Source organism: Pseudomonas extremorientalis (genome assembly GCF_001870465.1).
GTDB classification, from domain to species: Bacteria; Pseudomonadota; Gammaproteobacteria; order Pseudomonadales; family Pseudomonadaceae; genus Aquipseudomonas; species Aquipseudomonas extremorientalis.
In genome coordinates, this window is record NZ_MDGK01000041.1 from 53,317 (window position 1) to 76,267 (window position 22,951).

The following is a 22,951-nucleotide window of genomic DNA, read 5'->3' on the forward strand; positions in this document are numbered from 1 at the left end:
GAACCTAACAGCGCTGGTTGCCACGTAAGAAAAGTGTCTTCCATTTTCCATTTGCGCGGAATTTCCTGCCTATATCCGCTGCTGTTGAGGACTTCTTATGATCGGGCTTCCAGTCTCAAACCACCGCGCGACCACTGCACAGCGTGATAACCCGAAACCACCGGCTGGCCCGCTCCGCACCTCGGTCACCTCCATCGTCATCGGACTTTTCGCTAACCCCGTCGACCCACGCCAGACACCTTTCACCCCGCCGGTTGATCTGCCGGATCACACGCGTCAGCGCATTGAATCCTTGCTCAGATTCAGAGCGACAAAAGAACAATCAAGCCTGTGCGAGCAGATCAGGCAACGACTGATGGATTCGCCTGATCCGCTGACAGCTCCCGCAGCACGGGCAGAGGTCGAGAAACTTCTTGATCAGCCAAGTGCGCTCAATCCGCAAAAAACCTACACCCAGTTGATTCAAGAAATAATTGTCAGCCCTGTACCCAGCGCGCCGAAAATTCGCCCTGTTTCTTCGCGCGTACGTCGAGATCTGCAGAACACGCCCTCCAGCCAAGACACAGGCAACGCCTCGCTGCGCAAGTTCGCCGACACGTTGGTTGACAAGGCTGATGCAGAGTTGGCGGTCAATACAGCCTACACCGTGATCAACGCGTTGCTTAACGATAAAGAGCTGGCTCTAAAAGGCACCCAATACACGGTTCCTGTCGAGCCCGACTCCACTTTTGGCCTGGCCCTTGCCGAGCTGGATGATGCACTGCGCTCGGAACCCTTCAAATCGTTTGCCCAAACCCATGACATCGATATTGAATCGTTGGTGATCGACCCCACCGGGCGCCTCTTCCTGCAGCCGGAGGACCACGACCACGACATTGATATCAGCCAGTACGGCAAAGACAGTTTTTCAAAGGCAACATCGGCGGTTTTCAAAGCGGCCACAAAGGTGGCGGGCTCCAGTCGTGAACCTTTCAGATTTTTCGGGCAAGACCGGGCGTTTCCTGAGCTGATTACCAACTTCTATGGCATGCAACTGCCCCGTGATTATTCCCGAAACTACAATGAGGATACGTTATTCAAAATTGGGCAGTTGATTCGTGAAGGAACATTTCCTTCGCTACGTCATTCCGACCCGCTTTACGAGCAACAGTATGCCCCCGTCAAGCAACGTCAACAGCGAGCCAAGCAACAAATCGTGGATCTGCCAGCGGAGCAACTGGATCAACGCCTCGCTCGCTATGCGCCGTTGACCGCAGCCCAAAAGGTTCAGGAGGCCGACGAGGCGCTGGCATGGCAGTGCAGCGAGACGCTGCTAAAACAATTGCCAGCGTTGAATGGCGGAAATGACACACCACCTCTGCTCAATGAAGTGCCCGAGTATTCAACCTTCAATCAAGTTCGCCAGCAGCTTCTGAATGCGCTCACAAGCGCCACTTTTACCGACTTTGCGCAGAAACAAGGCCTTGACCCTAAGACCGCCCGCATCAACCCCGTCGAAGGAGCCCTGACGGCCAAGGTGAAAGGCGTGGAAACCACGTTCACCCTGAACGATGTGTCAGAAGATTGGAGTAATGTCTGGGTCGAAATAAAGGATGTGGTGCAACGGATGGCCGCAGGCGCTGATGCCGATGTGCACTACCCTGCTCCGCCCACTGCAACACTGGATGAGGTGATGCGTTTCTACAATGAGGAAGTTCACCCTCAGCCAGCCCTCCAACAACCGGACTGGAAAGAACGCCAACTGATCACCTTGCTAAGCCGTGGTTTAGCGCTGGTTCAAAAAAAAACGTTCCCCGCATTGGTCGACACCGCGTTGAACGCCCCCAAGTCTGTCGCCGTACGGCAAAACCAGCAGGCCGTGACGCAAATGCTGGCCTCTACAACGCTCTCCCCCTCGCCACTTGAAAAACTGGCCGCCGCCATCAAAGCCAGCCGGGCGGCGCCAGTGGAAGCTGAAGACACCCCCGAAGACCTTTTGGCGCGCGCCGAAGGTGAGCTTGCCACCACTGTTCATCGTGCAATGCTTGAACTGAAACTCGCTCCCGAACAAGCCGCATCGAAAATCATCCAACTGATACCGCCCAACAGCCTGTTCGGTCAATGGCGGGCCTACCTGCACAAAGCCCTCAATAGCCAGGGTTTCAAGGCGTGGGCGCATGAGCAGAAGGTTGACCTGGCTTCCTTGCGTTATGACCCCACGGACAACGCGCTGGTTAGCAAGGTTGGGGCGCAAGAACAGCGTTTCACTGCCACCGCGTTCGCGCAAAAGTACCCCAATTACTTTGACGCGCTGGCGCCCGTGCTAACCGCAGCGCAGGCATTCGCGAATCAAACACAACCCATTGCACTGCTTCACGCCGAATCCAACGGTGCTCCCTACCAATGGGTGGCCAACTTTTATAGCCTCAGCGACACCCCCGGCAGCACGAGATTTGACCAACAGGCTGCCTTGATGGGCCGCACCCAACAATTTCCCAATCCACCTGATAACCCAGAAAACACAATGGGCTGGCTGGCCCGGCAAAACACCGCAGTGGGTGACAGCAACGACCGTTACAGACTGATCCAAGCCTTGGAAAACTGGACACCGGACAGCGGCTCCAGGCGCCTTGTGGTCGATCCAGACTCTTCCCATCAACCCAAGGGCGTGACAACGGTTGCCGAATTTATCTCGCACAACAACTGGTACCCAGTGTCATCAAAAGCAGACAACGACAATTTGCTGAAGGCCTTGCAGACGCGGGCTCCCCAATCTCCTCCCCTGGGCAATCGCTGGGGGTTCCTGTCGACGCCACTGCCGCTGAATGCCGCGCAACGCGATCAACTGGTCGAAGAGGTGAAAAAAAAGATCGGCGCCAATAACACCCTCCTCAATTACCTCGGCATGAGGGTTGCCAACCTCAGTACCGATCCTGAACAGGCACTGGAGCAACTGCTTACCAGCAGCGATGCGCTTGAACTCGCCACCGATCTGCAAACCAGCATGAAGGTGGCTGCAACCTCAACCAGCTTGAGGAATTTGCTTTTGACGTACCTGGTACTGGAAGTTGATCCAACGGCCGGCACTCAACACAAGACCATTGCCGGAGCTGATTTGACCGACAACGATAACGTTGGGCGCAACACTCACTTCAGGCGCGAACTCTTCACGCAACACCTGGTTGAGAACAAAGGCATCCCTCGTCACCTTGCACCGGCAGTTGCGCACTTGCTTCTACAAGGGGCGGCACCGCAATTACTGGTGAAGGATGTACCGAAACAAGTAACGCTCGGCTCGCCGGAGGATGTCGAGTTTACGACTGCGGTCAACCGGATCGAATGGACAGCTCCTGGCGCGACCGCAAACATGACGTACCCGGAAATCATGAGTCTTCATAACATCCGGCCTATCTCAGCACTGGAAGCGCAGATATACAGCTACGCGCAAATGAATCCGTTATTGGATTGGGCGGCCATCCATAACAACGTTGATAAGAACAACTATACCCTGGAGCAATTGAAAGACAGCCAGCAGAAACTCCAGGCATCCACCCAGGCCACCGCCGAAGCCGTCCAGTGGCTGAGAACAGTTGAAGCGCCCAATAGAAGGGACATGGCACTGAAAGTACTAAGAGAACAGTTCGGCAGCCATATCGACTATGAAAAACGCTTTATGATTGAAAACGAACTCGCTGGTTTGATCAGCGGGAGACACTATAGCCTGGCAGAAATCTATGAAGCAGGCAGGCTGGATGAAAGCTGGGGGCAGGAAGGCAATCATGTGGATGTCGACAGCCTGCGTAAAAAGGCCAGGGAACCTGGCTTTCCAGTGATCAACGATGAATTCGACAAGGCTATAAAGGCGGATTTCAATCTTCGCAGGCGGAATACGACGACACTGTTCGAGAATATGCTCAACAAGCTGCCTGTCGAAGAACGCAAGAGCCTGCTTTATGGCGACGTAGAGTTTTTGAACGTTGAAGGCGCCGGCAGCGGCATGGTGATCACGTCGATCTACAACGGGGCCAGAAGAGATTTTGCGGTTTACCCGACGTGGGGCCAGATTATAAGAATTGCCGACATTGATCCGGATACCCCCCTAGGCCAAAAAGTCAGCCTGGAAATCGATGCCGAGGCTTTCAAGACCGGCACTGAACCTAAATCGGGGGTTAAATCAGAAGTCGTTTTGAGAGCCACCGATCAACGCCTCCTGGATGACAATAACGAACCCTGGCCGTTACCGGTGTCCTTCCCTGCCCACCAGGAAAATGACGCGTTCTCCCCCCATTATGTGGCTGGAAGACTATCGAAATTGGCCAAAGTGATGGTCGACTCCACATACCTGTACAGATCCGACTTTGTCGACCTTCACCGTAATTGGTCCAGCAATACACTTGAAACGGCCACGCAACCCCGTGACTTCTTCAAGGCCATATGGCACTCCTTGCCCGGCACCAGCAGTTTGGAAGACCTTTATCACGGCCAATTCCTGAAAGCAGGCGTAGACCTTGGCATTGATGTCGCGATCCTTGTTGCCACAGAGGGCGCCAACAATTTGTGGAGCTTGGCCAAATCTGCTGCATCTTGGGCGGCTGCCAAGGTATCCGCAGGGTTTATCGAGAAGTTTGGCGTTAAAGAGGTTGAAGCAATTGAGCTCAAGGACTTCACGGCTGCCACTACCACGCAATCTACCCGCTCGTTGAGCCGGCTACAGGATGGCCAGCTAACTGAGCAGACAGCTGACATGGCCAATGGCTGCGTGTGGCTTTCCGGAGCTCAGGACCGGGCCAACATCACCGCCATACGCCAGGGCAATGAGTGGTATGCCTACGACGCAAAGACCATGGCCGCTTATGGTCCTGCGCTTGAGGGTTTTGTGTCTGACACATCCTCGGTCCTGAAACAAGAAACCTTTTCCGACGGCACCAAAGCCCTGGTCACCGAAAAGCCTTTGGCCGCAGATGCCTATACCGTCACGCGCACCCATGGCTTCGACTTGATCAACGAGGGCAAGGTTTACCGCTACGACTCTCGCCAACCAGGCTTGCTACGAGACCTGGAGTCAGCCGACCACTACACGCCGCTGGAAAGCTTTGAAGCCTGGTGCCCAGCCCCGAGTATCGGCGGCCGCGTCAAGCGCGGTGCCAACGACGTCTGTTTTACCAAGTTCATCGAGGAGGTATCCGGCGAATTGAAGCAGGAACTTCAGGCGCTTGAGCACGTGCGCCTGTTTCCCTCAGCGCCGAAGTTCCTGCGCAAGGGCCAGTTTGTGATTTTCGAACGCCGCCGCTGGAAAATGGTCGACGGCGAAAGGGGGCCAAAATTGCATCCGGTGCCTGGGACCAAGCCCATCGTCTACAAATCAAAAATCACCGGCACACTCAAAAATGAACCCGAATTCGGCTTTTTCAGCGCACAAAACAGTGAGGGGCTGGAGCGAGAAACACGCGTGGTCAAGCTCAACCGCATCACTGATGCTGTCGACGATAAACGTGAACTGCGTGGGGTGATCGTTAACGACACGGCACCCGGCAGTACCGCCAAATACCTGGTGATCGAGGCGGATACCGCCGAGTTCTACTACGCACGATTGGAGGAGACACCCGGCAGCCAACTGACGTTCAATAAATGCACGCCTAGGGAGCTACCGATGGTGAGGGCTTACCGGAATAAATTCAGCATCCGTCAAGGTGTTGCCAACTTACCGTTTGATGCCAATTTCATTGCGCTGCCAAAATTGAAGTTTGCCTTTGAAGATCTGGAGCGCACGGGCTACTTGAAAGAGGACATCGATGAGTTAAAAGCAATGTGCAAGAATCTGACGGATGAACAGCAACGCGAGGTTGTCTATCAGCTACAGCGGGCCAAAGCGATTGATAAAGCGGATATTGCCTTGCAACCCAACCAGGTTACCGCGCTGGACCAACCCGCCAACTTCACATCGTGGACCGCTGAACAGCAAAACAAATTCTACGCACAACAAGCGCAAGACAGCGTGAACCGTTCCATGAAAGCCACAGGCCTGGGGCCTGCTAACCAAATGCACTCAAAAGCGGACCTGGCCCGCGCTGAGGCCGCGGATATGACGATTAACTGGTTGCGCAAGACCGTACCGCCTGGGGCGTTGAACCGTCCAAACCTGATTGTGAAGTCCGGGGCTGGAAACTGTGGGGAAATGGCTTTGCTATCCGAAAACATCATCAAAAAAAGCGGAGGAAAGGCCCAAACATGGTATGTGGAAGGAGGCGACCACGTATTCACAGTTGTCGGCGGACCGGCCTCGGGAGGTAAAGCCACCATTGATTTTTCACAATCCGAATGGAAAGACGCCTGGATCGTCGACCCCTGGGCCGAAATTTCATGCAGGGCATCCGAGTACACCGAGTTAGTGAAGAAGAAGATGGCCGAGTGGGACGCTAAAGGCCTGAAAATTCACACCCGTGGCCAATGGCGCAAGCCTGTGGACCCACAGTGGATCAAAGAGCTGACCACGCATGAAAAAAGATCCTATTAAGCCGTAACGTCGTAACCTGCGAAGACCTGGCCCCACCGCGCTATTCAGGGCGCCAGGTTTTCGGATGCCCGCCGCCTTCAAGCACCCACCTGAACTCAAGTGCAAAAAAGTATCAGTCCTAGTGCTCCCAAGGATTTGTCACATCGCCGTTTCAAGGCTGTAATCGACGCACACTCTTCCTGACTCCTTGTAGGAAGACACAACAACAATAACTGTCCTTCCGTAGCCCCCTGGGCGCGGAAATGGAGTGCGCGATGAAGTTCACAGCAAAAGCACTGCTCGTCTCTACCTGCATGACCACCTGCATGACCCTCAGCGCCGTCAGCTTTGGCGCGCAGACCCTGACCATTGCCACCGTCAACAACAGCGACATGATCCGCATGCAAAAGCTCTCGAAAACCTTCGAGGCCGAGCATCCGGAGATCAAGCTGAACTGGGTGGTGCTCGAAGAAAACGTACTGCGCCAGCGCCTGACCACCGACATCGCCACCCAGGGTGGGCAGTTCGATGTATTGACCATCGGCATGTACGAAGCTGCACTGTGGGGCGCCAAGGGTTGGCTGGAGCCGATGAAGGATCTGCCGGCGTCCTACGACCTCGACGATGTCTTCCCTTCAGTACGTGACGGTTTGTCCGTCAAAGGCTCGCTGTACGCCCTGCCGTTCTACGCCGAAAGCTCGATCACCTATTACCGCACCGATCTGTTCAAGGACGCCGGGCTGACCATGCCCGAGCACCCGACCTGGACCCAGATCGGCGAATTCGCCAGCAAACTCACCGACAAGAGCAAAGAGCAATACGGCCTGTGCCTGCGCGGCAAAGCCGGTTGGGGCGAGAACATGGCGCTGATCACCACCCTGGCCAACGGCTACGGGGCGCGCTGGTTCGATGAGAAATGGCAGCCGGAATTCAACGGCCCTGAATGGAAGGACGCGCTGAACTTCTACGTCGACAACATGAAGAAATCCGGCCCGCCGGGCGCTTCCAGCAACGGTTTCAACGAAAACCTGGCGCTGTTCAACAGCGGCAAGTGCGCGATCTGGGTGGATGCCAGCGTGGCCGGCTCGTTCGTCACCGACAAGACCCAGAGCAAAGTGGCTGACCATGTCGGCTTCACCTTTGCCCCTCATGAAAAGACCGACAAAGGTACGTCGTGGCTGTACTCCTGGAGCCTGGCGATCCCGACCAGTTCCAAGGCGAAGGACGCCGCCAAGGTGTTCACCAGCTGGGCCACCTCCAAGGAATATGGTGCCTTGGTCGCCAAGACCGACGGCGTCGCCAACGTACCGCCAGGCACGCGCAAGTCGACCTACAGCGACGAGTACATGAAAGCCGCACCGTTTGCCAAGGTGACGCTGGAATCGTTGAAAGTCGCGGACCCGACCAAACCGACGCTCAAGCCGGTGCCGTATATCGGTATCCAGTTGGTGACCATTCCTGAGTTCCAGGCGATTGGCACCCAGGTCGGCAAGTTCTTCTCGGGCGCGCTGACCGGTCAGCAGACAGTGGATCAAGCCTTGACCGCCGCGCAGACCACCACCGAGCGTGAGATGAAGCGGGCGGGCTACCCCAAATAACCCAGCCCCACCCACAGTCAAATGTGGGAGGGGGCAAGCCCCCACCCACATTGACCGCGCTCCGATTCGTATCTGACTGGTCTTGACCCTAATGAATACACCCGCCAAAAACCGCCTGGCCAACCCCGGCTGGTTCCTCGTCAGCCCCTCGGTGGCCTTGCTGCTGCTGTGGATGATCGTGCCGCTGGGCATGACCCTGTACTTTTCGCTGATCCGCTACAACCTGCTCTACCCCGGTGAAAACGAGTTCGTGGGGTTGGAAAATTTCGCTTACTTCGTGACCGACTCGGGCTTCCTGCCCGGCGCCACCAATACCCTGTTGCTGGTGGGCAGCGTGCTGCTGATCAGTGTGGTGTTCGGTGTGTTGATCAGTGCCCTGCTCGAAGCCAGTGAGTTTTTCGGTCGTGGCCTGGTGCGGGTGCTGCTGATCTCGCCGTTCTTCATCATGCCTACCGTCGGCGCGCTGATCTGGAAGAACCTGATTTTCCACCCGGTGTCGGGGATTCTCGCTGCCGTGTGGAAGCTGTTCGGCGCCGAGCCGGTGGACTGGCTGGCGCACTACCCGTTGCTGTCGATCATCATCATCGTGTCGTGGCAATGGCTGCCCTTTGCGATCCTGCTGCTGATGACCGCCATGCAGTCCCTCGACCAGGAACAAAAGGAAGCTGCGCGCCTGGACGGTGCCGGCGCCATCGCGATCTTCTGGCACCTGACCCTGCCCCACCTGGCCCGGCCGATTGCCGTGGTGGTGATGATCGAAACGATCTTCCTGCTCTCGGTGTTCGCCGAAATCTTCACCACCACCAACGGCGGCCCCGGTTACGCCTCGACCAACCTCGCGTACCTGATCTACAACCAGGCGCTGGTGCAGTTCGACGTGGGCATGGCCTCGGCCGGCGGCTTGATTGCCGTGGTCATCGCCAATATCGCGGCGATCATCCTGGTGCGGATGATCGGCAAAAACCTGACTGACAAGCCTTGAGGGCCGCGCCATGACGCTTCAACAATCCCGCCGCCTGCAAAGCCTGTTGCTCGGCACCCTGGCCTGGGCCATCGCGATCCTGATTTTCTTCCCGATCTTCTGGATGGTGCTGACCAGCTTCAAGACCGAGATCGATGCGTTCGCCACGCCGCCGCAGTTCATCTTCACGCCGACGCTGGAGAACTACCTGCACATCAACGAGCGCAGCAACTACTTCAGTTATGCGTGGAACTCGGTGCTGATCTCCTTCAGCGCCACCGCCCTGTGCCTGCTGATCTCGGTGCCGGCCGCCTACTCCATGGCGTTCTACGAAACCCAGCGCACCAAAGGCACGCTGCTGTGGATGCTGTCGACCAAGATGCTGCCGCCGGTGGGCGTGCTGATGCCGATCTACCTGCTGGCCAAGAGCTTCGGCCTGCTGGATACACGCATCGCGCTGATCATCATCTACACCCTAATCAACCTGCCAATTGTGGTCTGGATGGTTTACACCTACTTCAAGGACATCCCCAAGGACATCCTCGAAGCCGCCCGCCTGGATGGCGCCACCCTGTGGCAGGAAATGGTCCGCGTACTGCTGCCGATTGCCAAGGGTGGCCTGGCGTCAACCGTGTTGCTGTCGCTGATCCTGTGCTGGAACGAGGCGTTCTGGTCGCTGAACCTGACCTCGTCCGCCGCCGCGCCGCTGACCGCGCTGATCGCCTCCTACTCCAGCCCCGAAGGGCTGTTCTGGGCCAAATTGTCCGCCGTGTCGACCCTGGCCTGCGCGCCGATCCTGATCTTTGGCTGGATCAGCCAGAAACAGCTGGTGCGCGGTCTGTCCTTCGGCGCCGTTAAATAATAATTCCTAGCGGAGGCCCCTCATGGCCAATCTGAAAATCAAGAATCTGCAAAAAGGCTTCGAAGGCTTTTCCATCATCAAGGGCATCGACCTGGAAGTGAACGACAAGGAATTCGTGGTGTTCGTCGGCCCCTCGGGCTGCGGTAAATCCACGCTGCTGCGCCTGATCGCCGGCCTGGAAGAAGTCAGCGAAGGCACCATCGAACTGGACGGGCGCGACATCACCGAAGTAACCCCGGCCAAGCGCGACCTGGCCATGGTGTTCCAGACCTACGCGCTGTACCCGCACATGAGCGTGCGCAAGAACATGTCGTTTGCCCTCGACCTGGCCGGTGTCGACAAGAAACTGGTGGAAAGCAAAGTCAGCGAAGCGGCGCGCATCCTGGAACTTGGGCCATTGCTGGAGCGCAAGCCCAAGCAACTGTCTGGCGGCCAGCGCCAGCGTGTGGCCATTGGCCGGGCAATTGTGCGTAACCCGAAGATCTTCCTGTTCGACGAACCGCTGTCCAACCTCGACGCCGCCCTGCGCGTGCAGATGCGCCTGGAACTGGCGCGCCTGCATAAAGAACTGCAAGCGACCATGATCTACGTGACCCACGACCAGGTCGAAGCCATGACCCTGGCCGACAAAGTGGTGGTACTCAACAGTGGCCGTATCGAGCAGGTCGGCTCGCCGCTGGAGCTGTACCACCAGCCGGCCAACCTGTTCGTGGCGGGTTTCCTCGGCACACCGAAGATGGGCTTCCTCAAAGGCAAGGTCACCCGCGTCGAAGGCCAGGGCTGTGAAGTGCAACTGGATGCCGGCACCACCATCAACCTGCCGTTGAGCAGCGCCACCCTGAGCGCCGGCAGCGCGGTGACCCTGGGCATTCGCCCGGAGCACCTGGAAATCGCCACGCCCGGCCAAACCACCCTGACCGTCACCGCCGACGTCGGCGAGCGCCTGGGCAGCGACACCTTCTGCCACGTCATCACCGCCAATGGCGAGCCGCTGACCATGCGCATCCGTGGCGACATGGCCAGCCAGTACGGCGAGACGCTGCACCTGCACCTGGACCCGGCGCACTGCCATCTGTTCGACACCGATGGCGTGGCCGTGGCCCGCCCACTGCGCGCTGCCGCCTGATTTCGCGAGATTGAACTGATGAAACTGAATAAACACAACCTCACCCAGCTGGCACCGCAAGTGAAGCTGCCCACCTATGCCATTGCCAGCACCACCCAGGGCATCGCCCATATCGGCGTCGGCGGTTTTCACCGTGCGCACCAGGCGTATTACACCGATGCACTGATGAACACTGGCGAAGGGTTGGACTGGAGCATCTGCGGCGTCGGCCTGCGTGCCGAGGACCGCAAGGCCCGCGACGACCTGGCGGGCCAGGACTACCTGTTCACCCTGTACGAACTGGGCGACACCGACGACACCGAGGTGCGGGTGATCGGCTCGATCAGCGACATGCTGCTGGCCGAAGACGGCGCCCAGGCGCTGATCGACAAACTGGCCGACCCGGCCATTCGCATCGTCTCGCTGACCATCACCGAAGGCGGCTACTGCATCGACGACAGCAACGGCGAGTTCATGGCCCACCTGCCGCAGATCCAGCACGACCTGGCGCACCCGAGCGCACCGAAAACCGTGTTCGGCTTTATCTGCGCCGCGTTGACCCAGCGCCGCGCCGCCGGCACCCCGGCATTTACCGTGATGTCCTGCGATAACCTGCCGCACAACGGCGCCGTGACCCGCAAGGCCCTGCTGGCGTTCGCAGCGCTGCACAATGCCGAGCTGCACGACTGGATCAAGGCCAACGTGAGCTTCCCGAATGCCATGGTCGACCGCATCACACCGATGACCAGCACCGCCCACCGCCTGCAATTGCATGACGAGCACGGTATCGACGACGCCTGGCCGGTGGTGTGCGAACCCTTTGTGCAGTGGGTGCTGGAAGACAAATTCGTCAACGGGCGCCCGGCCTGGGAAAAGGTCGGCGTGCAGTTCACCGATGACGTTACGCCCTATGAAGAAATGAAGATCGGCCTGCTCAACGGCAGCCACCTGGCGTTGACCTACCTGGGTTTTCTCAAGGGTTATCGGTTTGTGCACGAGACCATGAATGACCCGCTGTTCGTAGCCTACATGCGCGCCTATATGGACCTGGACGTCACGCCGAACCTGGCGCCGGTGCCGGGCATCGACCTGACGGAGTACAAGCAGACGTTGGTAGACCGCTTCTCCAACCAGGCGATTGCCGATCAACTGGAGCGCGTGTGTTCCGATGGCTCGTCGAAGTTTCCCAAGTTCACCGTGCCGACCATCAACCGGTTGATTGCCGATGGGCGCGAGACGCAGCGTGCGGCGCTGGTGGTGGCGGCCTGGGCGTTGTACCTGAAAGGCGTGGATGAGCATGGCGTGAGCTACAAGATCCCCGACCCGCGTGCCGAGTTCTGCCAGGGACTGGTGAGTGACGATGCACTGATCAGCAAGCGCCTGCTGGGGGTGGAAGAGATTTTTGGCACGGCTATTCCCAAGTCGGCCGAGTTTGTGGCAGCGTTCGAACGGTGTTATGCAAGCTTGCGTGATCACGGCGTGACCAGAACCCTGGAGCATCTCCTGAAGAAACCGACTTAAACATGTGGGAGGGGGCTTGCCCCCTTGTACATTGGAATGCATTGCCAACTCGAACAATAAACTGCTGAGCACACCCTCATGACCCAGCAAAACCTGTTTCTCGGCATCGACTGCGGCACCCAGGGCACCAAGGCCATCGTTCTCGACGCCTCCAGCGGCAGGGTACTGGGCCTCGGCGCTGCGGCGCATACCCTGATCAGCGGCGCCAACGGTCGCCGCGAACAGCACACCCAGGAATGGCTGGACGCCTTCACCGAGGCCACCCACCGCGCCCTGCAACAGGCCAGTGTGGACGGCCAGGATATCCTCGGTATCGGCGTGTCCGGCCAGCAACATGGCTTGGTGCTGCTGGATGAACACGGTGAGGTATTGCGCCCGGCCAAGCTGTGGTGCGACACCGAAACCACGCCTGAAAACGAGCGCCTGCTGGCCTATCTGGGCGGTGAGAACGGCTCGCTGGAACGCCTCGGTGTGGCGATTGCACCGGGTTATACCGTGTCCAAGCTACTGTGGACCCGCGAACAGCACCCGGACCTGTTTGCACGCATTGCGCATATCCTGCTGCCCCACGACTACCTCAACTATTGGCTCACCGGTAAGGCCGTCGCGGAATACGGCGATGCGTCCGGCACCGGCTACTTCAATGTGCGCAGCCGTGAATGGGATGTGGACCTGCTCAAGCACATCGATCCCAGCGGCCGCCTTGAAGCGGCGCTGCCGGCGTTGATCGAAGCGGATCAAAGCGTCGGCACAATCCTGCCGGCCATCGCCGAACGCCTGGGCATCAACCCCAACGCCATCGTTTCCAGCGGCGGCGGCGACAACATGATGGGCGCCATTGGCACCGGTAATATCGCGACCGGCGTGATCACCATGAGCCTGGGTTCATCGGGCACCGTGTATGCATTTGCCGACCGACCCAACGTCAGCCCCCAGGCTTCGGTCGCGACGTTTTGCTCATCCAGCGGCGGCTGGCTGCCATTGATCTGCACCATGAACCTGACCAACGCCACCGGGGTCATGCGCGAGCTGTTCGACCTCGACCTGGCCGCGTTCAACACCCTGGTCGATCAGGCGCCCATCGGCGCCGACGGCGTGAGCATGCTGCCATTCCTCAACGGTGAGCGTGTACCCGCACTGCCCCACGCCACCGGCAGCCTGCACGGCCTGACCATGACCAACCTGAGCCGCGCCAACCTGTGCCGCGCCGTGGTCGAGGGCACCACCTTCGGCCTGCGCTACGGCCTCGACCTGCTGCGCGAGACCGGCCTGCAAAGCCAGAGCATCCGCTTGATCGGCGGCGGCTCGAAGAGCCCGGTGTGGCGGCAGATGGTGGCCGACATCATGAACACCGAAGTGGTCTGCACCGAACAAAGCGAAGCCGCGGCCCTGGGCGCGGCGATCCAGGCGGCGTGGTGCCAGTCCGGCGAAGCGCTGGCCAGCCTGTGCGACAAATGCGTAAGCGTCGACCCCGCCAGCCGGACCCTGCCGGTGGCGGGCAGCGTAGGCGCCTACCAGCAGGCTTACGAGCGCTATCAACAACTCGTGGCAACCCTTTAAGAGCGAACGACTATGTATCTGGTGTGTGGTGAAGCGCTGTTTGATTTCTTCAGCGAGGAAGATGCCAGCGGGCAGGCTTCCAAGGTCAACTACAAGGCGATTGCCGGCGGTTCGCCGTTCAACGTGGCGGTAGGCCTGCGCCGCCTGGGTATCGAGGCCGGGTTGTTCGGCGGCTTGTCCACCGACTTCCTTGGCCGTCGCCTGTTGCAGGTGCTCAAGGATGAAGGCGTGAGCGAGCAGTTCCTGGTGGAGTTCGCCGCGCCGACCACCCTGTCGATGGTCGCCGTGGGTGCCGATGGCTCACCGCAGTACAACTTCCGAGGCGAAGGCTGCGCCGACCGCCTGCTGGAAGTCGCCCACCTGCCCGCGTTGGGGGCTGACATTCGCGGCCTGCATATCGGCTCGTTTTCCCTGGTGGTGCAGCCGATTGGCGACACCCTGCTGAACCTGGTCAAGCGCGAAAGCGGCAAACGCCTGATCAGCCTCGACCCCAACGTGCGCCTCAACCCGCAGCCGGATATCCAGCTGTGGCGCGACCGCGTGGCGGAGCTGGTCAAGCATGCCGACCTGATCAAGGTCAGCGACGAAGACCTGCACCTGCTCTACCCGGACCAGTCGCCGGAAAGCGTGCTGCAGGGCTGGCTGCAACACCGTTGCCAATTGGTGTTCCTCACTCGTGGCGGCGACGGTGCCAGTGTGTTCAGCCGCCAGCACGGCAACTGGTCGCAACCGGCAGTCAAGGTGGTGATGGCCGACACGGTGGGGGCCGGCGACACCTTCCAGGCGGCGTTGATTGCCTGGCTGACCGAGCAGCAGCTTGACTCGGTAGAGGGCCTGCAACAGCTCACGCGGGCACAGATCGACGTCATGCTGGGCTTTGCCATTCGCGCCGCGGCGATGACCTGCGGCAAGACCGGGCCGGACCTGCCCTATCGTCATCAGCTTGGATGAAGCTTTTGTCAGCCAGGCAAACTTTAATCGATGGTTAATCCCGCAAGCCGAGAGTGAAGTTGTACCCACTTGTTGCGGAGAAACACCATGAAACTGCGCACGTTGATGCTCGGTGCCACCCTTGCACTGGCGGCTGCGTCTGGCCTGGCCCAGGCCGAGGATCAAACAGCCGCCGTCAAACCCGTGCCTTACCACTACGGCCTGCCGATGAATATCGACAAGGTGCTGGCCATGAACGAAACCCCGACCGATGAGTGCAAGGTCATCAAGGCGGATATCAAGTTCCTGGATAAAGCAGGCAAGGTAGAAGACGTGAGCTACCGGAAAATGTCCGAAGCCTGCGACTTCCAGAACTGAGGCGTTGAAGCAATAGAGCCAGGCTCGCACAAATAGGCGTACGCTTGCGGGCTTGTCATAAGGCTGAAAGGATTCGCCATGCGCTTGAACTTCCGTACCCTCGCCACCTTCACCGCCCTGCTGTGCTTCGCCCTCGCACTGGTCTGGGGCCTGCGTCCCGACCTGCTGCTGTGGTTGTGGAGCGTGGAGTATTCCAACGCCACCGGGATGGTGTCGCGCCGCAACGCCGCGCTCTTCCTGGGCATCGGCATCATGTTCTACCGCGCCCGTCACGCGCCTCCTTCGGACACGCGCCGCGCCCTGACCACCGGGTTTGTCGCCGGGTGCCTGGTGCTGGCGCTATTGGGGTTTGGTGAGTGGATCAATGGCAATGCGGGGCCAGGCATCCTGCTGGCAGTGGCAACAGAAACCGTATTGGGCCTGGCGTTTATCCAGGCCCACAGGTCTTCGGTCCCTCATACTCAAGCGTCAAGCTAATAGAAGCTGCGCCCTCCCGCGCGTTGCAGGGCGGGTGCATGGGTATGCTTGAGGTCTTCGCGCAACCCGGCAATCAGGTTGCAAATCGCTCGACTGCTGTCGAGTTTGTCCGCGTTGATACCTTTGACTTCCAAATCCACCCGGTCACGGTCACGGTCGTCATAGATCTTGATCGTCAGCGAGGCATCTTCGGCTTTGGTGCATTCGCACCGTTTAGGCAGGAAACTTCCTTCAATGATGCTGCGAAGCTCTAGTTCCGAAAGCATGGTCAACCTCTCCTTTTCTGAGACTGCCAACAGATTGTTATGAACCTGGCAGGCGTGTGCCCGCCACGTCTTGCCGACCCTGGCAGACGCTTGTAACTCCCAAGCCTACTCGGCAAAAACGGCCCTCGTTGTAACCTTTCCTCATAAGCACTGTGCGTTGTTATAGAGGTTGAACAGTGTCGACGGAATCGTCGTCGAACCGCTGCGATTAATCGTTTAACCCTGGGCTTCAAGTTAAACGGCGCCCTGTGCAGCCACCCTTTCAGCAACATGTCGCAAACTATCGAAGTTGATGTTCGCACCGGAGTTGATCGCCACCAGGGTATGCCCGCGGAATTGATGACGGGCCACGTAGTGGCGGATGCCCGCTACCGCCAACGCACCGGAAGGCTCGGTGATGGACCGCGTGTCGTCGTAGATCAACTTGATGGCGCTGCACAGTTCGTCGTTGCTGACAGTGATGACTTCATCCACCCAGTCGCGGCAGATCTCGAAGCCATACGCACCGACCTGCGCCACTGCCGTGCCGTCGGCAAACCCGTCGACGCTGGGTAGTATCACCCGTTCACCGGCCCGCAGTGCCGCCAACAGGCAGCTGGAACCTTCGGGCTCGACGCCAATGATGCGCACCTCGGGCCGCAGGTATTTGACGTAGGCGGCGACCCCCGCGATCAGGCCACCACCGCCCACCGGCACGAAGATCGCGTCCAGCGGCCCTTGCTGCTGGCGCAGGATCTCCATGGCGACGGTGCCTTGGCCGGCGATCACGTCCGGGTCATCGAAGGGCGAAACAAAGGTGCACCCGGACCACTCGGCCAACTGCAGCGCGTGGGCCAGGGCAAACGGGAAGCTCGCGCCGTGCAGCACCGCTTCGGCGCCGCGTGAACGCACGCCCTGCACCTTGAGTTCCGGGGTGCTGGCGGGCATTACAATGCGTGCCTCGATCCCCAGTTCCCGTGCCGCCAGGGCCACACCCTGGGCGTGATTACCCGCCGACGCGGTCACCACGCCACGGGCTTTTTGCTCAGGCGTAAGCTGCACCAGCTTGTTGTAGGCGCCGCGAATCTTGAAGGAAAAGGTCGGTTGCAGGTCTTCGCGTTTGAGCAACACCTGGTTACCCAGCAGCGCCGACAGGGCCGGGGCCGCCTGCAACGGCGTGCGCACCGCCAGGTCGTATACCGGGGCGGCAAGCATCTTCTTCACGTAATGCTCAAGCAGTCCCGGGTCGGCGGTGTGAGGCGCGGTGCAGGTGCTCATGGGTGTCTCCTGGCTTTTTGTCAGAAACCCTGGAGACGGAAAAACAAAACCCGCCTCTAGGGCGGGTTTGGGTACAGCCGTGCGCTATCCCGCCAAATGAGGAATGGCGGTAATAATGCTTGGCTGGCTGCGAAAGGCTTGAAATGTCATGTAACCAAACTAACCGGCGGCCTGCGGGCAAGTCAATGGTCAAGCGCCATTTGGCGCCCAGGGGTTTACTGTCGATATACGAAACATATACGCTTTGTATATTTCCACCACACAGTGAACACCATGGGCATCGTCAAGATCACCGACCAATTGCACGAACAACTGCGCCTGGCCAGCGCCGCGATGGACCGCTCCATCAACGCCCAGGCCGAATTCTGGATCAAGATCGGGCTGCTCGCCGAACTCAATCCGCAGCTGCCCTACAACGAGCTGATCAACAAACTGCTGTTGGACAAGCCCGACCTGATCCGGGGGCGCAGTTGATGATCAAGACTGCCGCACAACTGGCGGTGATGCGTGAATCCGGACGCCTGCTGGCCCAGGTTTTCACCATGCTCGACGGTTTTGTCGCCGCCGGTCGCTCCACCCTGGAGCTGGACGCCGCCGTCGAAGCCTTCATCCGCAATGACCTCAAGGCCCGCCCGGCGAGCCTGGGTCAGTACGACTACCCCTTCTGCATCAACACCTCGATCAATGAGGTGGTGTGCCACGGCATGCCCAGCGCCAAGGACATCCTCAAGGACGGCGATATCATCAACATCGACATCACCCTGGAAAAAGGCGGCTTTATCGCCGACTCCAGCAAGATGTACATGATCGGCACCGTCGCGCCCAAGGCCCGGCGCCTGGTGGAACAGACTTTTGAAGCGATGTGGGCCGGCATTCGTCAGGTCAAGCCCGGCGCACGCCTGGGGGATATCGGCCACGCGATCCAGAGCCACGCGCAGGCCAACGGCTACAGCGTGGTGCGCGAGTATTGCGGCCACGGCATTGGCCGACAGATGCACGAAGAACCGCAGGTCCTGCACTTCGGCCGTCCCGGCACCGGGTTGGAACTGCGTGAAGGCATGGTGTTTACCGTGGAACCGATGCTCAACCAGGGCAGCTCGAAAGTACGCAGCCTCAAGGATGGCTGGACGGTGGTCACCAAGGACAACAGCCTGTCGGCGCAGTGGGAACATACCGTGGCCGTGACGGCGGATGGGTTCGAGGTCTTGACCTTGCAACCCGGCGCCTGAACGACACAACCCCTGTAGGAGCCGGTGTTCATACCACATTGGCGCCGCCCGCTATCCGCTTCAGCCCCAACACCATCAACCCCGCCCCAAGCCCCATCGCCAGCAGGAACAACGGATACGACACCCACCACGGCGTCCCCGCCGTCATCATGCTGAACTCCGACATGCCGCCGATGCTCGCAATCAGGTTGAGCGGCAGGAACACCACGTTGATCAGCGTGAGCTTGCGCAACAGGTTGTTCATGCTGTTGTTCATCAGGTTGCCGCGCGCATCGATCAGGCCGGAAAACACGTTGGAATAGATCTCCGCCTGCTTGTAGCACTGGTGGTTCTCGATGATCAGGTCATCGATCAGCCCGATGATCTCGGCGCTGAAATGTTCCTTTTCCGCGTGGTTGCGCAACCGCGACAACACCGCCCCGTTGCTGTGCAGCGCGTTGATGTAATAGATCAGGCTCTCGCTGAGGTTGAACATCTGCATCAGGTGGTGGTTGCTCATGGACGCATTGAACTGCTGCTGCAACTCGCGGGCGACCAGCTTGATCACCTTCAGGTGGCCGAGGTAATGGTGGATGTTGTTGAGCAACAGATCGAGCAGCACATCCAGCGGCGTGTGCAGTGGACGGCGCTTGCCCAGGCCGCTGAGCGGGGTTTCGTCGGTGGCGATCACCAGCAGGCGGCTGGGAGAAAACAGCAGGCCGCAGGACGACACTTCGAACACCAGGTTGCCGCCGCCGGAGTAGTTCTCCGGCCGTTTCCAGATCAGGAACAGATTGTCGGGGTGAAATTCGATACGCGAGACTTCGTCCGGGTCCAGGGCCGAGGCCAGGGCGTGTTCGTCCAGCTTGTGGTGGTCGCGCAGCCACTCACGTTCGGCCAGGTCAGGGTTGTTGAACAACATGACCGGGGCTGCGTCACTCTCTCCGCCCTGCAGCTTGCCATCGGTCAGGTCGAAACGCTGGATCATCGCCGGGTCACCAGACCTGGCCCTGGCGCTTCAACTCCAGGCGCCGCACGAATTCCTCCAGCACCAGGCCATACAAGTCGTCCTGCAAGTACGCATCCTCGATGCCCGCATCCAGGTTGGGGTTGTCGTTGACCTCGATCACCACCACCTTGTCACCGGACTGCTTGAGGTCGACGCCGTAGAGGCCATCGCCGATCAGGTTGGCGGTCTTCACCGCCAGCTCCACCACTGCCCTGGGCGCTTCATGGACCGCCAGGGTGCGGCATTCACCGTTGATGTCCTGGCCGATGGCCTTGTGGTTGTAGATCTGCCAATGGCCCTTGGACATGAAGTACTGGCAGGCAAAGATCGGCTTGCGGTTGAGCACGCCGATGCGCCAGTCGTACTCGGTGTAGAAGAATTCCTGGGCCAGCAACAGCACCGAATGCTCGAACAACTCGGCGGTGGCCTTGAGCAAAGCCTCCTGGCTTTCAACCTTGATCACGCCTCGGGAAAAGCATCCGTCAGGGATCTTCAGCACCAGCGGGAAGCCCAGGCGCTCGCCGACCCGTTCGAAGTCTTCCGGTCGTTCCTTGTACAGAATCTCGGTGGCGGGCATGCCCAGTTGGTGGCTGTTGAGCAAGTCGGTGAGGTAGACCTTGTTGGTACAGCGCAGGATCGACGCCGGATCGTCCATCACCACCAGACCTTCGCTTTCGGCTTTCTTGGCAAAACGGTAGGTGTGGTTGTCGACACTGGTGGTTTCGCGGATCAGCAAGGCGTCGTACTCGGCCAGGCGCGAATAGTCCTTGCGCTCGATCAACTCCACATCGATGCCCAGGCCCTTGCCCACGCGGATGAAATTATCCAATGCCTTGGCGTTGGACGGCGGCAACTGTTCCTGGGGATCGTGCAGGATGGCCAGGTCATAACGGGCCAGGCGACGTGAGCGCGGCTGGCGCCAGATCTTGCGGCTGAAGTTGTCCAGCGCATGGGCGAATTGATCTTCCTGGTCATCGCGCAACTTGTGCAATACACCGGACTTGATCCCTTCGATATGCCAGCCGTTATTCCTTTTGAAATCAACTAACAGGATGGGACACGGGAACGCTTCAAATAACTGACGGGCCAGGTCCTGCAACGGTTCTATATTGGTCCGGCCGAAGTAAAGTGTCAGGGTAAAGCCTTCGGTATTGCTGTAAAGATGATGACTCAAGGCTTTATCGAGGGTTTTATCCAGGTCGTCCAGGGCCAGCCCGTACAGCGACTTCTTCGTCAGTTCGCTGATGGTGCGCACCGACGGAATCACCTTGTGCCCGCGGGCTTCTGCCAGCAGCGAGCAGTAATAACCGTGGCCCAGGTACTTGTAGCCGCGACACAGGTTGATCACCTGCACACGCTTGCCAGTTTCGGTTTCCCGGGTCTGTTCCAGGTACTCCTGGGCGGTGACGATGTCTTCGCTGGGGAAGTAGGAGGCCCAATCTTCCTTGCGCTCGACAATGATCACGACTTGACGGGTTCCTTTGAGGGGGGCGAGAAAATAACCCTTGTCAGTTATTGTCGTCGCGACTGTTTGCTCCGATACTTCACGCCAATGACCTTGTACCGCCGACATAATAGTTGATCCGCTTTAGAGAACTCGACCTTTTCTATTAAGCACGATCATTTAGAGAAGTCCCGTTTCGTTACACAACTTTTACGGCGGTCATATGGCTCTTTGCTTTCGCGTTGCAACCTCCAACGATGTGTCTGAACTGGTGGCACTGGAACAGCGCTGTTTCAGCAGCGACCGGCTGTCATCGCGCAGTTTCCAGTGGATGGTCAGCCGCGCCCACGGCCAGTTGCTGGTGGCGGAAAATGACCGGCAGTTACTCGGCTATGCGCTGGTGTTGTTTCGTCGGGGCGCCTCCTCGGCGCGCCTGTATTCGATTGCCATTGCCGAGCATGCACGCGGCATTGGCTTGGGCAAGCAGTTGCTGAACGGCGTGGAAGCTATCGCCGTGGCACAGGGCTACACCTGCATACGTCTGGAAGTACGCACCGACAACCCCGGCGCCCTCAACCTCTATGAGCGCAACGGTTATCGGCGCTTTGCCCTGATCAACGACTACTACGAAGACCACACTCCCGCCCTGCGCCTGGAAAAACACCTGTAGCAAGCCCGCTCACTACTTGCACGGATCAAGCTCGCACGGATCAAGCCACCTGTTTGATTGCCGCCTTGGCTTCAAGCTCACGCACCAACGGCAACACGCGCTTGCCGAAGTATTCGACTTCTTCCTGGAAGTGCAGGAACCCGGCGAGTACCAGGTCCACCCCCACCGCCTTGAGCGCAACGATGCGCTCGGCGATCTGCTGCGGCGTGCCGATCAGGTTGGTCTTGAAGCCATCGTTGTACTGCACCAGGTCCTCGAAGCTGGATTTGGCCCAGTTACCCTCTCCCTCCGGGGACGCCTTGCCGGCCTGTTTCGCCGCATCGCCGAAGGCATTCACCGCTTCCGGGTCGGCCTTGTCGATGATCTCCGCCAGCACGGCGCGCGCTTCTTCCTCGGTGTCGCGGGCGATCACAAAGGCGTTGACACCGACTTTGACCGAGTGGTTATTGGCTGCCGCCTTGGCGCGGATGTCATCGACCTGGGCCTTGATACCTTCCGGGGTGTTGCCGTTGGTGAAGTACCAGTCCGACACCCGCGCCGCCATGTCCCGTGCCGCCCGCGAGCTGCCGCCCTGGAATACTTCGGGCTGGCCCAGCGGCTTGGGCTTGAGGGTGTAGTTGTTGAAGCGGTAGAAGTCGCCCTTGAAGGTGAAGTCATCCTGGGTCCAGATGCCCTTGAGGGCGCGGATGAACTCTTCGGAGCGGCGATAACGTTCGTCATGCTCCAGCCAGTGTTCGCCAATGGCCTGGAACTCACCCTTGAACCAACCGCTGACGATATTCACCGCGATACGGCCATTGGTGAGTTGGTCGATGGTTGCCAATTGTTTGGCCGCCAGTGCCGGCTGCCACGGGCCGGGCAGGATCGCGGCGATCACCTTGAGCTTGGTGGTCGCAGCCAGCAACGCATGACTGAATGCCACGGACTCATGCTGGTTTTCGGCGCCGTAGCCGGCGGTGAAGCGGATCTGGGTGAGGCCGTACTCGAAGCCGGCAGCCTCGGCCAGTTGCGCCAGCTTGCGGTTGTAGTCGATGCCCCAGTGGGTGCGTTGCTCGATTTTGCTGACCACCAGCCCACCGCTGACGTTGGGCACCCAGTAGGCAAATTTCACGGCGTGTTGAGTCATCGGACGGTACCTCGCACAAAAGGGATGTACCAGGGCTTGAGCAGCAAGCGTGCCAGGCCGGCGAAACGCCCAGGCCAGGCGGCTTGGGTCAACGACCCTATGGCGTC

Annotated in this window: 17 protein-coding genes and 1 pseudogene; 13 read left to right on the forward strand and 5 right to left on the reverse strand. The window is 59.2% G+C overall.

Going from position 1 to position 22,951, the window contains the following annotated elements; genetic code table 11:
• Window positions 1–97: 97 nt before the first annotated feature.
• The 10 genes from BFN10_RS16700 to BFN10_RS16745 all read left to right on the forward strand — a co-directional run bounded on the left by BFN10_RS16700 (window position 98) and on the right by BFN10_RS16745 (window position 15,864).
• A complete protein-coding gene (locus BFN10_RS16700) occupies window positions 98–6,493 on the forward strand; it encodes a hypothetical protein (protein WP_130898158.1) in 6,396 nt (2,131 codons plus the stop codon).
• Between the two features lie 293 nt (window positions 6,494–6,786).
• Window positions 6,787–8,070, forward strand: a complete 1,284-nt coding sequence (locus BFN10_RS16705; protein WP_371858640.1) for an ABC transporter substrate-binding protein — start codon at window positions 6,787–6,789, stop codon at window positions 8,068–8,070.
• Between the two features lie 91 nt (window positions 8,071–8,161).
• A complete protein-coding gene (locus tag BFN10_RS16710; protein WP_071490600.1) occupies window positions 8,162–9,052 on the forward strand; it encodes a carbohydrate ABC transporter permease in 891 nt (296 codons plus the stop codon).
• Between the two features lie 10 nt (window positions 9,053–9,062).
• Entirely contained in the window at window positions 9,063–9,893 is an 831-nt protein-coding gene (locus BFN10_RS16715; RefSeq protein ID WP_003173672.1) for a carbohydrate ABC transporter permease, read from the forward strand.
• 22 nt (window positions 9,894–9,915) lie between these two features.
• Window positions 9,916–11,019, forward strand: coding sequence for an ABC transporter ATP-binding protein (locus BFN10_RS16720; protein ID WP_071490601.1), 1,104 nt, complete (start codon window positions 9,916–9,918; stop codon window positions 11,017–11,019).
• An 18-nt stretch (window positions 11,020–11,037) separates the two neighbouring features.
• Complete coding sequence (locus BFN10_RS16725) at window positions 11,038–12,519, forward strand: mannitol dehydrogenase family protein (protein ID WP_071490602.1); 1,482 nt, start codon at window positions 11,038–11,040, stop codon at window positions 12,517–12,519.
• A 78-nt stretch (window positions 12,520–12,597) separates the two neighbouring features.
• Window positions 12,598–14,079: a xylulokinase gene (xylB, locus tag BFN10_RS16730; protein WP_071490603.1), complete on the forward strand. Its 1,482-nt coding sequence runs from the start codon at window positions 12,598–12,600 to the stop codon at window positions 14,077–14,079.
• A gap of 12 nt (window positions 14,080–14,091) precedes the next feature.
• Window positions 14,092–15,030 carry a carbohydrate kinase family protein gene (locus tag BFN10_RS16735; protein ID WP_071490604.1) on the forward strand — a complete coding sequence of 313 codons (939 nt, stop codon included), beginning with the start codon at window positions 14,092–14,094 and terminating at the stop codon, window positions 15,028–15,030.
• An 87-nt stretch (window positions 15,031–15,117) separates the two neighbouring features.
• Window positions 15,118–15,387 (forward strand): DUF2790 domain-containing protein, encoded by a 270-nt coding sequence (locus BFN10_RS16740; RefSeq protein ID WP_071490605.1) that lies wholly within the window; start codon window positions 15,118–15,120, stop codon window positions 15,385–15,387.
• A gap of 78 nt (window positions 15,388–15,465) precedes the next feature.
• Window positions 15,466–15,864, forward strand: coding sequence for a hypothetical protein (locus BFN10_RS16745; RefSeq protein ID WP_071490606.1), 399 nt, complete (start codon window positions 15,466–15,468; stop codon window positions 15,862–15,864).
• Here BFN10_RS16745 and BFN10_RS16750 read toward each other — a convergent pair.
• Both BFN10_RS16750 and ilvA read right to left on the reverse strand, forming a co-directional pair.
• The gene (locus tag BFN10_RS16750) at window positions 15,861–16,130 is read right to left on the reverse strand and encodes a DUF1652 domain-containing protein (RefSeq protein WP_071490607.1); all 270 of its coding nucleotides are present in this window, start codon (window positions 16,128–16,130) and stop codon (window positions 15,861–15,863) included. The genes BFN10_RS16745 and BFN10_RS16750 overlap by 4 nt on opposite strands.
• A 234-nt stretch (window positions 16,131–16,364) precedes the next feature.
• Window positions 16,365–17,387, reverse strand: coding sequence for a threonine ammonia-lyase, biosynthetic (gene ilvA / locus BFN10_RS16755; protein WP_083351446.1), 1,023 nt, complete (start codon window positions 17,385–17,387; stop codon window positions 16,365–16,367).
• A 273-nt stretch (window positions 17,388–17,660) separates the two neighbouring features.
• Between ilvA and BFN10_RS16760 the strand changes: the two genes are divergently transcribed.
• Together BFN10_RS16760 and map are read left to right on the forward strand one after the other, a co-directional pair.
• Window positions 17,661–17,861 (forward strand): ParD-like family protein, encoded by a 201-nt coding sequence (locus BFN10_RS16760; RefSeq protein ID WP_058425498.1) that lies wholly within the window; start codon window positions 17,661–17,663, stop codon window positions 17,859–17,861.
• Window positions 17,861–18,616 carry a type I methionyl aminopeptidase gene (map, locus tag BFN10_RS16765; protein WP_071490608.1) on the forward strand — a complete coding sequence of 252 codons (756 nt, stop codon included), beginning with the start codon at window positions 17,861–17,863 and terminating at the stop codon, window positions 18,614–18,616. The genes BFN10_RS16760 and map overlap by 1 nt, the downstream gene beginning before the upstream one ends.
• A 28-nt stretch (window positions 18,617–18,644) precedes the next feature.
• Here the strand turns inward: map and BFN10_RS16770 are convergent, their stop codons facing one another.
• Window positions 18,645–19,583, reverse strand: a complete 939-nt coding sequence (locus BFN10_RS16770) for a magnesium transporter CorA family protein (RefSeq protein WP_071490609.1) — start codon at window positions 19,581–19,583, stop codon at window positions 18,645–18,647.
• Window positions 19,584–19,590: 7 nt separating this feature from the next.
• Entirely contained in the window at window positions 19,591–21,177 is a 1,587-nt protein-coding gene (locus BFN10_RS16775; protein WP_071490610.1) for a RimK family protein, read from the reverse strand.
• A gap of 94 nt (window positions 21,178–21,271) precedes the next feature.
• Between BFN10_RS16775 and BFN10_RS16780 the strand changes: the two are divergent.
• Window positions 21,272–21,715, forward strand: a pseudogene (locus tag BFN10_RS16780) (GNAT family N-acetyltransferase); the annotation flags it as partial.
• A 43-nt stretch (window positions 21,716–21,758) separates the two neighbouring features.
• On the opposite strand, the gene sfnG reads toward BFN10_RS16780, so the two are convergent.
• Window positions 21,759–22,844: a dimethylsulfone monooxygenase SfnG gene (gene sfnG / locus BFN10_RS16785; RefSeq protein ID WP_071490612.1), complete on the reverse strand. Its 1,086-nt coding sequence runs from the start codon at window positions 22,842–22,844 to the stop codon at window positions 21,759–21,761.
• Window positions 22,845–22,951 lie beyond the last annotated feature (107 nt).

Bases quoted from the DNA above. Each gene is read 5' to 3' on its own strand.
- BFN10_RS16700 (WP_130898158.1), top strand. From the start codon at position 98: ATGATCGGGCTTCCAGTCTCAAACCACCGCGCGACCACTGCACAGCGT.
- BFN10_RS16705 (WP_371858640.1), top strand. From the start codon at position 6,787: ATGACCACCTGCATGACCCTCAGCGCCGTCAGCTTTGGCGCGCAGACC.
- BFN10_RS16710 (WP_071490600.1), top strand. From the start codon at position 8,162: ATGAATACACCCGCCAAAAACCGCCTGGCCAACCCCGGCTGGTTCCTC.
- BFN10_RS16715 (WP_003173672.1), top strand. From the start codon at position 9,063: ATGACGCTTCAACAATCCCGCCGCCTGCAAAGCCTGTTGCTCGGCACC.
- BFN10_RS16720 (WP_071490601.1), top strand. From the start codon at position 9,916: ATGGCCAATCTGAAAATCAAGAATCTGCAAAAAGGCTTCGAAGGCTTT.
- BFN10_RS16725 (WP_071490602.1), top strand. From the start codon at position 11,038: ATGAAACTGAATAAACACAACCTCACCCAGCTGGCACCGCAAGTGAAG.
- xylB (WP_071490603.1), top strand. From the start codon at position 12,598: ATGACCCAGCAAAACCTGTTTCTCGGCATCGACTGCGGCACCCAGGGC.
- BFN10_RS16735 (WP_071490604.1), top strand. From the start codon at position 14,092: ATGTATCTGGTGTGTGGTGAAGCGCTGTTTGATTTCTTCAGCGAGGAA.
- BFN10_RS16740 (WP_071490605.1), top strand. From the start codon at position 15,118: ATGAAACTGCGCACGTTGATGCTCGGTGCCACCCTTGCACTGGCGGCT.
- BFN10_RS16745 (WP_071490606.1), top strand. From the start codon at position 15,466: ATGCGCTTGAACTTCCGTACCCTCGCCACCTTCACCGCCCTGCTGTGC.
- BFN10_RS16750 (WP_071490607.1), bottom strand. From the start codon at position 16,130: ATGCTTTCGGAACTAGAGCTTCGCAGCATCATTGAAGGAAGTTTCCTG.
- ilvA (WP_083351446.1), bottom strand. From the start codon at position 17,387: ATGAGCACCTGCACCGCGCCTCACACCGCCGACCCGGGACTGCTTGAG.
- BFN10_RS16760 (WP_058425498.1), top strand. From the start codon at position 17,661: ATGGGCATCGTCAAGATCACCGACCAATTGCACGAACAACTGCGCCTG.
- map (WP_071490608.1), top strand. From the start codon at position 17,861: ATGATCAAGACTGCCGCACAACTGGCGGTGATGCGTGAATCCGGACGC.
- BFN10_RS16770 (WP_071490609.1), bottom strand. From the start codon at position 19,583: ATGATCCAGCGTTTCGACCTGACCGATGGCAAGCTGCAGGGCGGAGAG.
- BFN10_RS16775 (WP_071490610.1), bottom strand. From the start codon at position 21,177: ATGTCGGCGGTACAAGGTCATTGGCGTGAAGTATCGGAGCAAACAGTC.
- sfnG (WP_071490612.1), bottom strand. From the start codon at position 22,844: ATGACTCAACACGCCGTGAAATTTGCCTACTGGGTGCCCAACGTCAGC.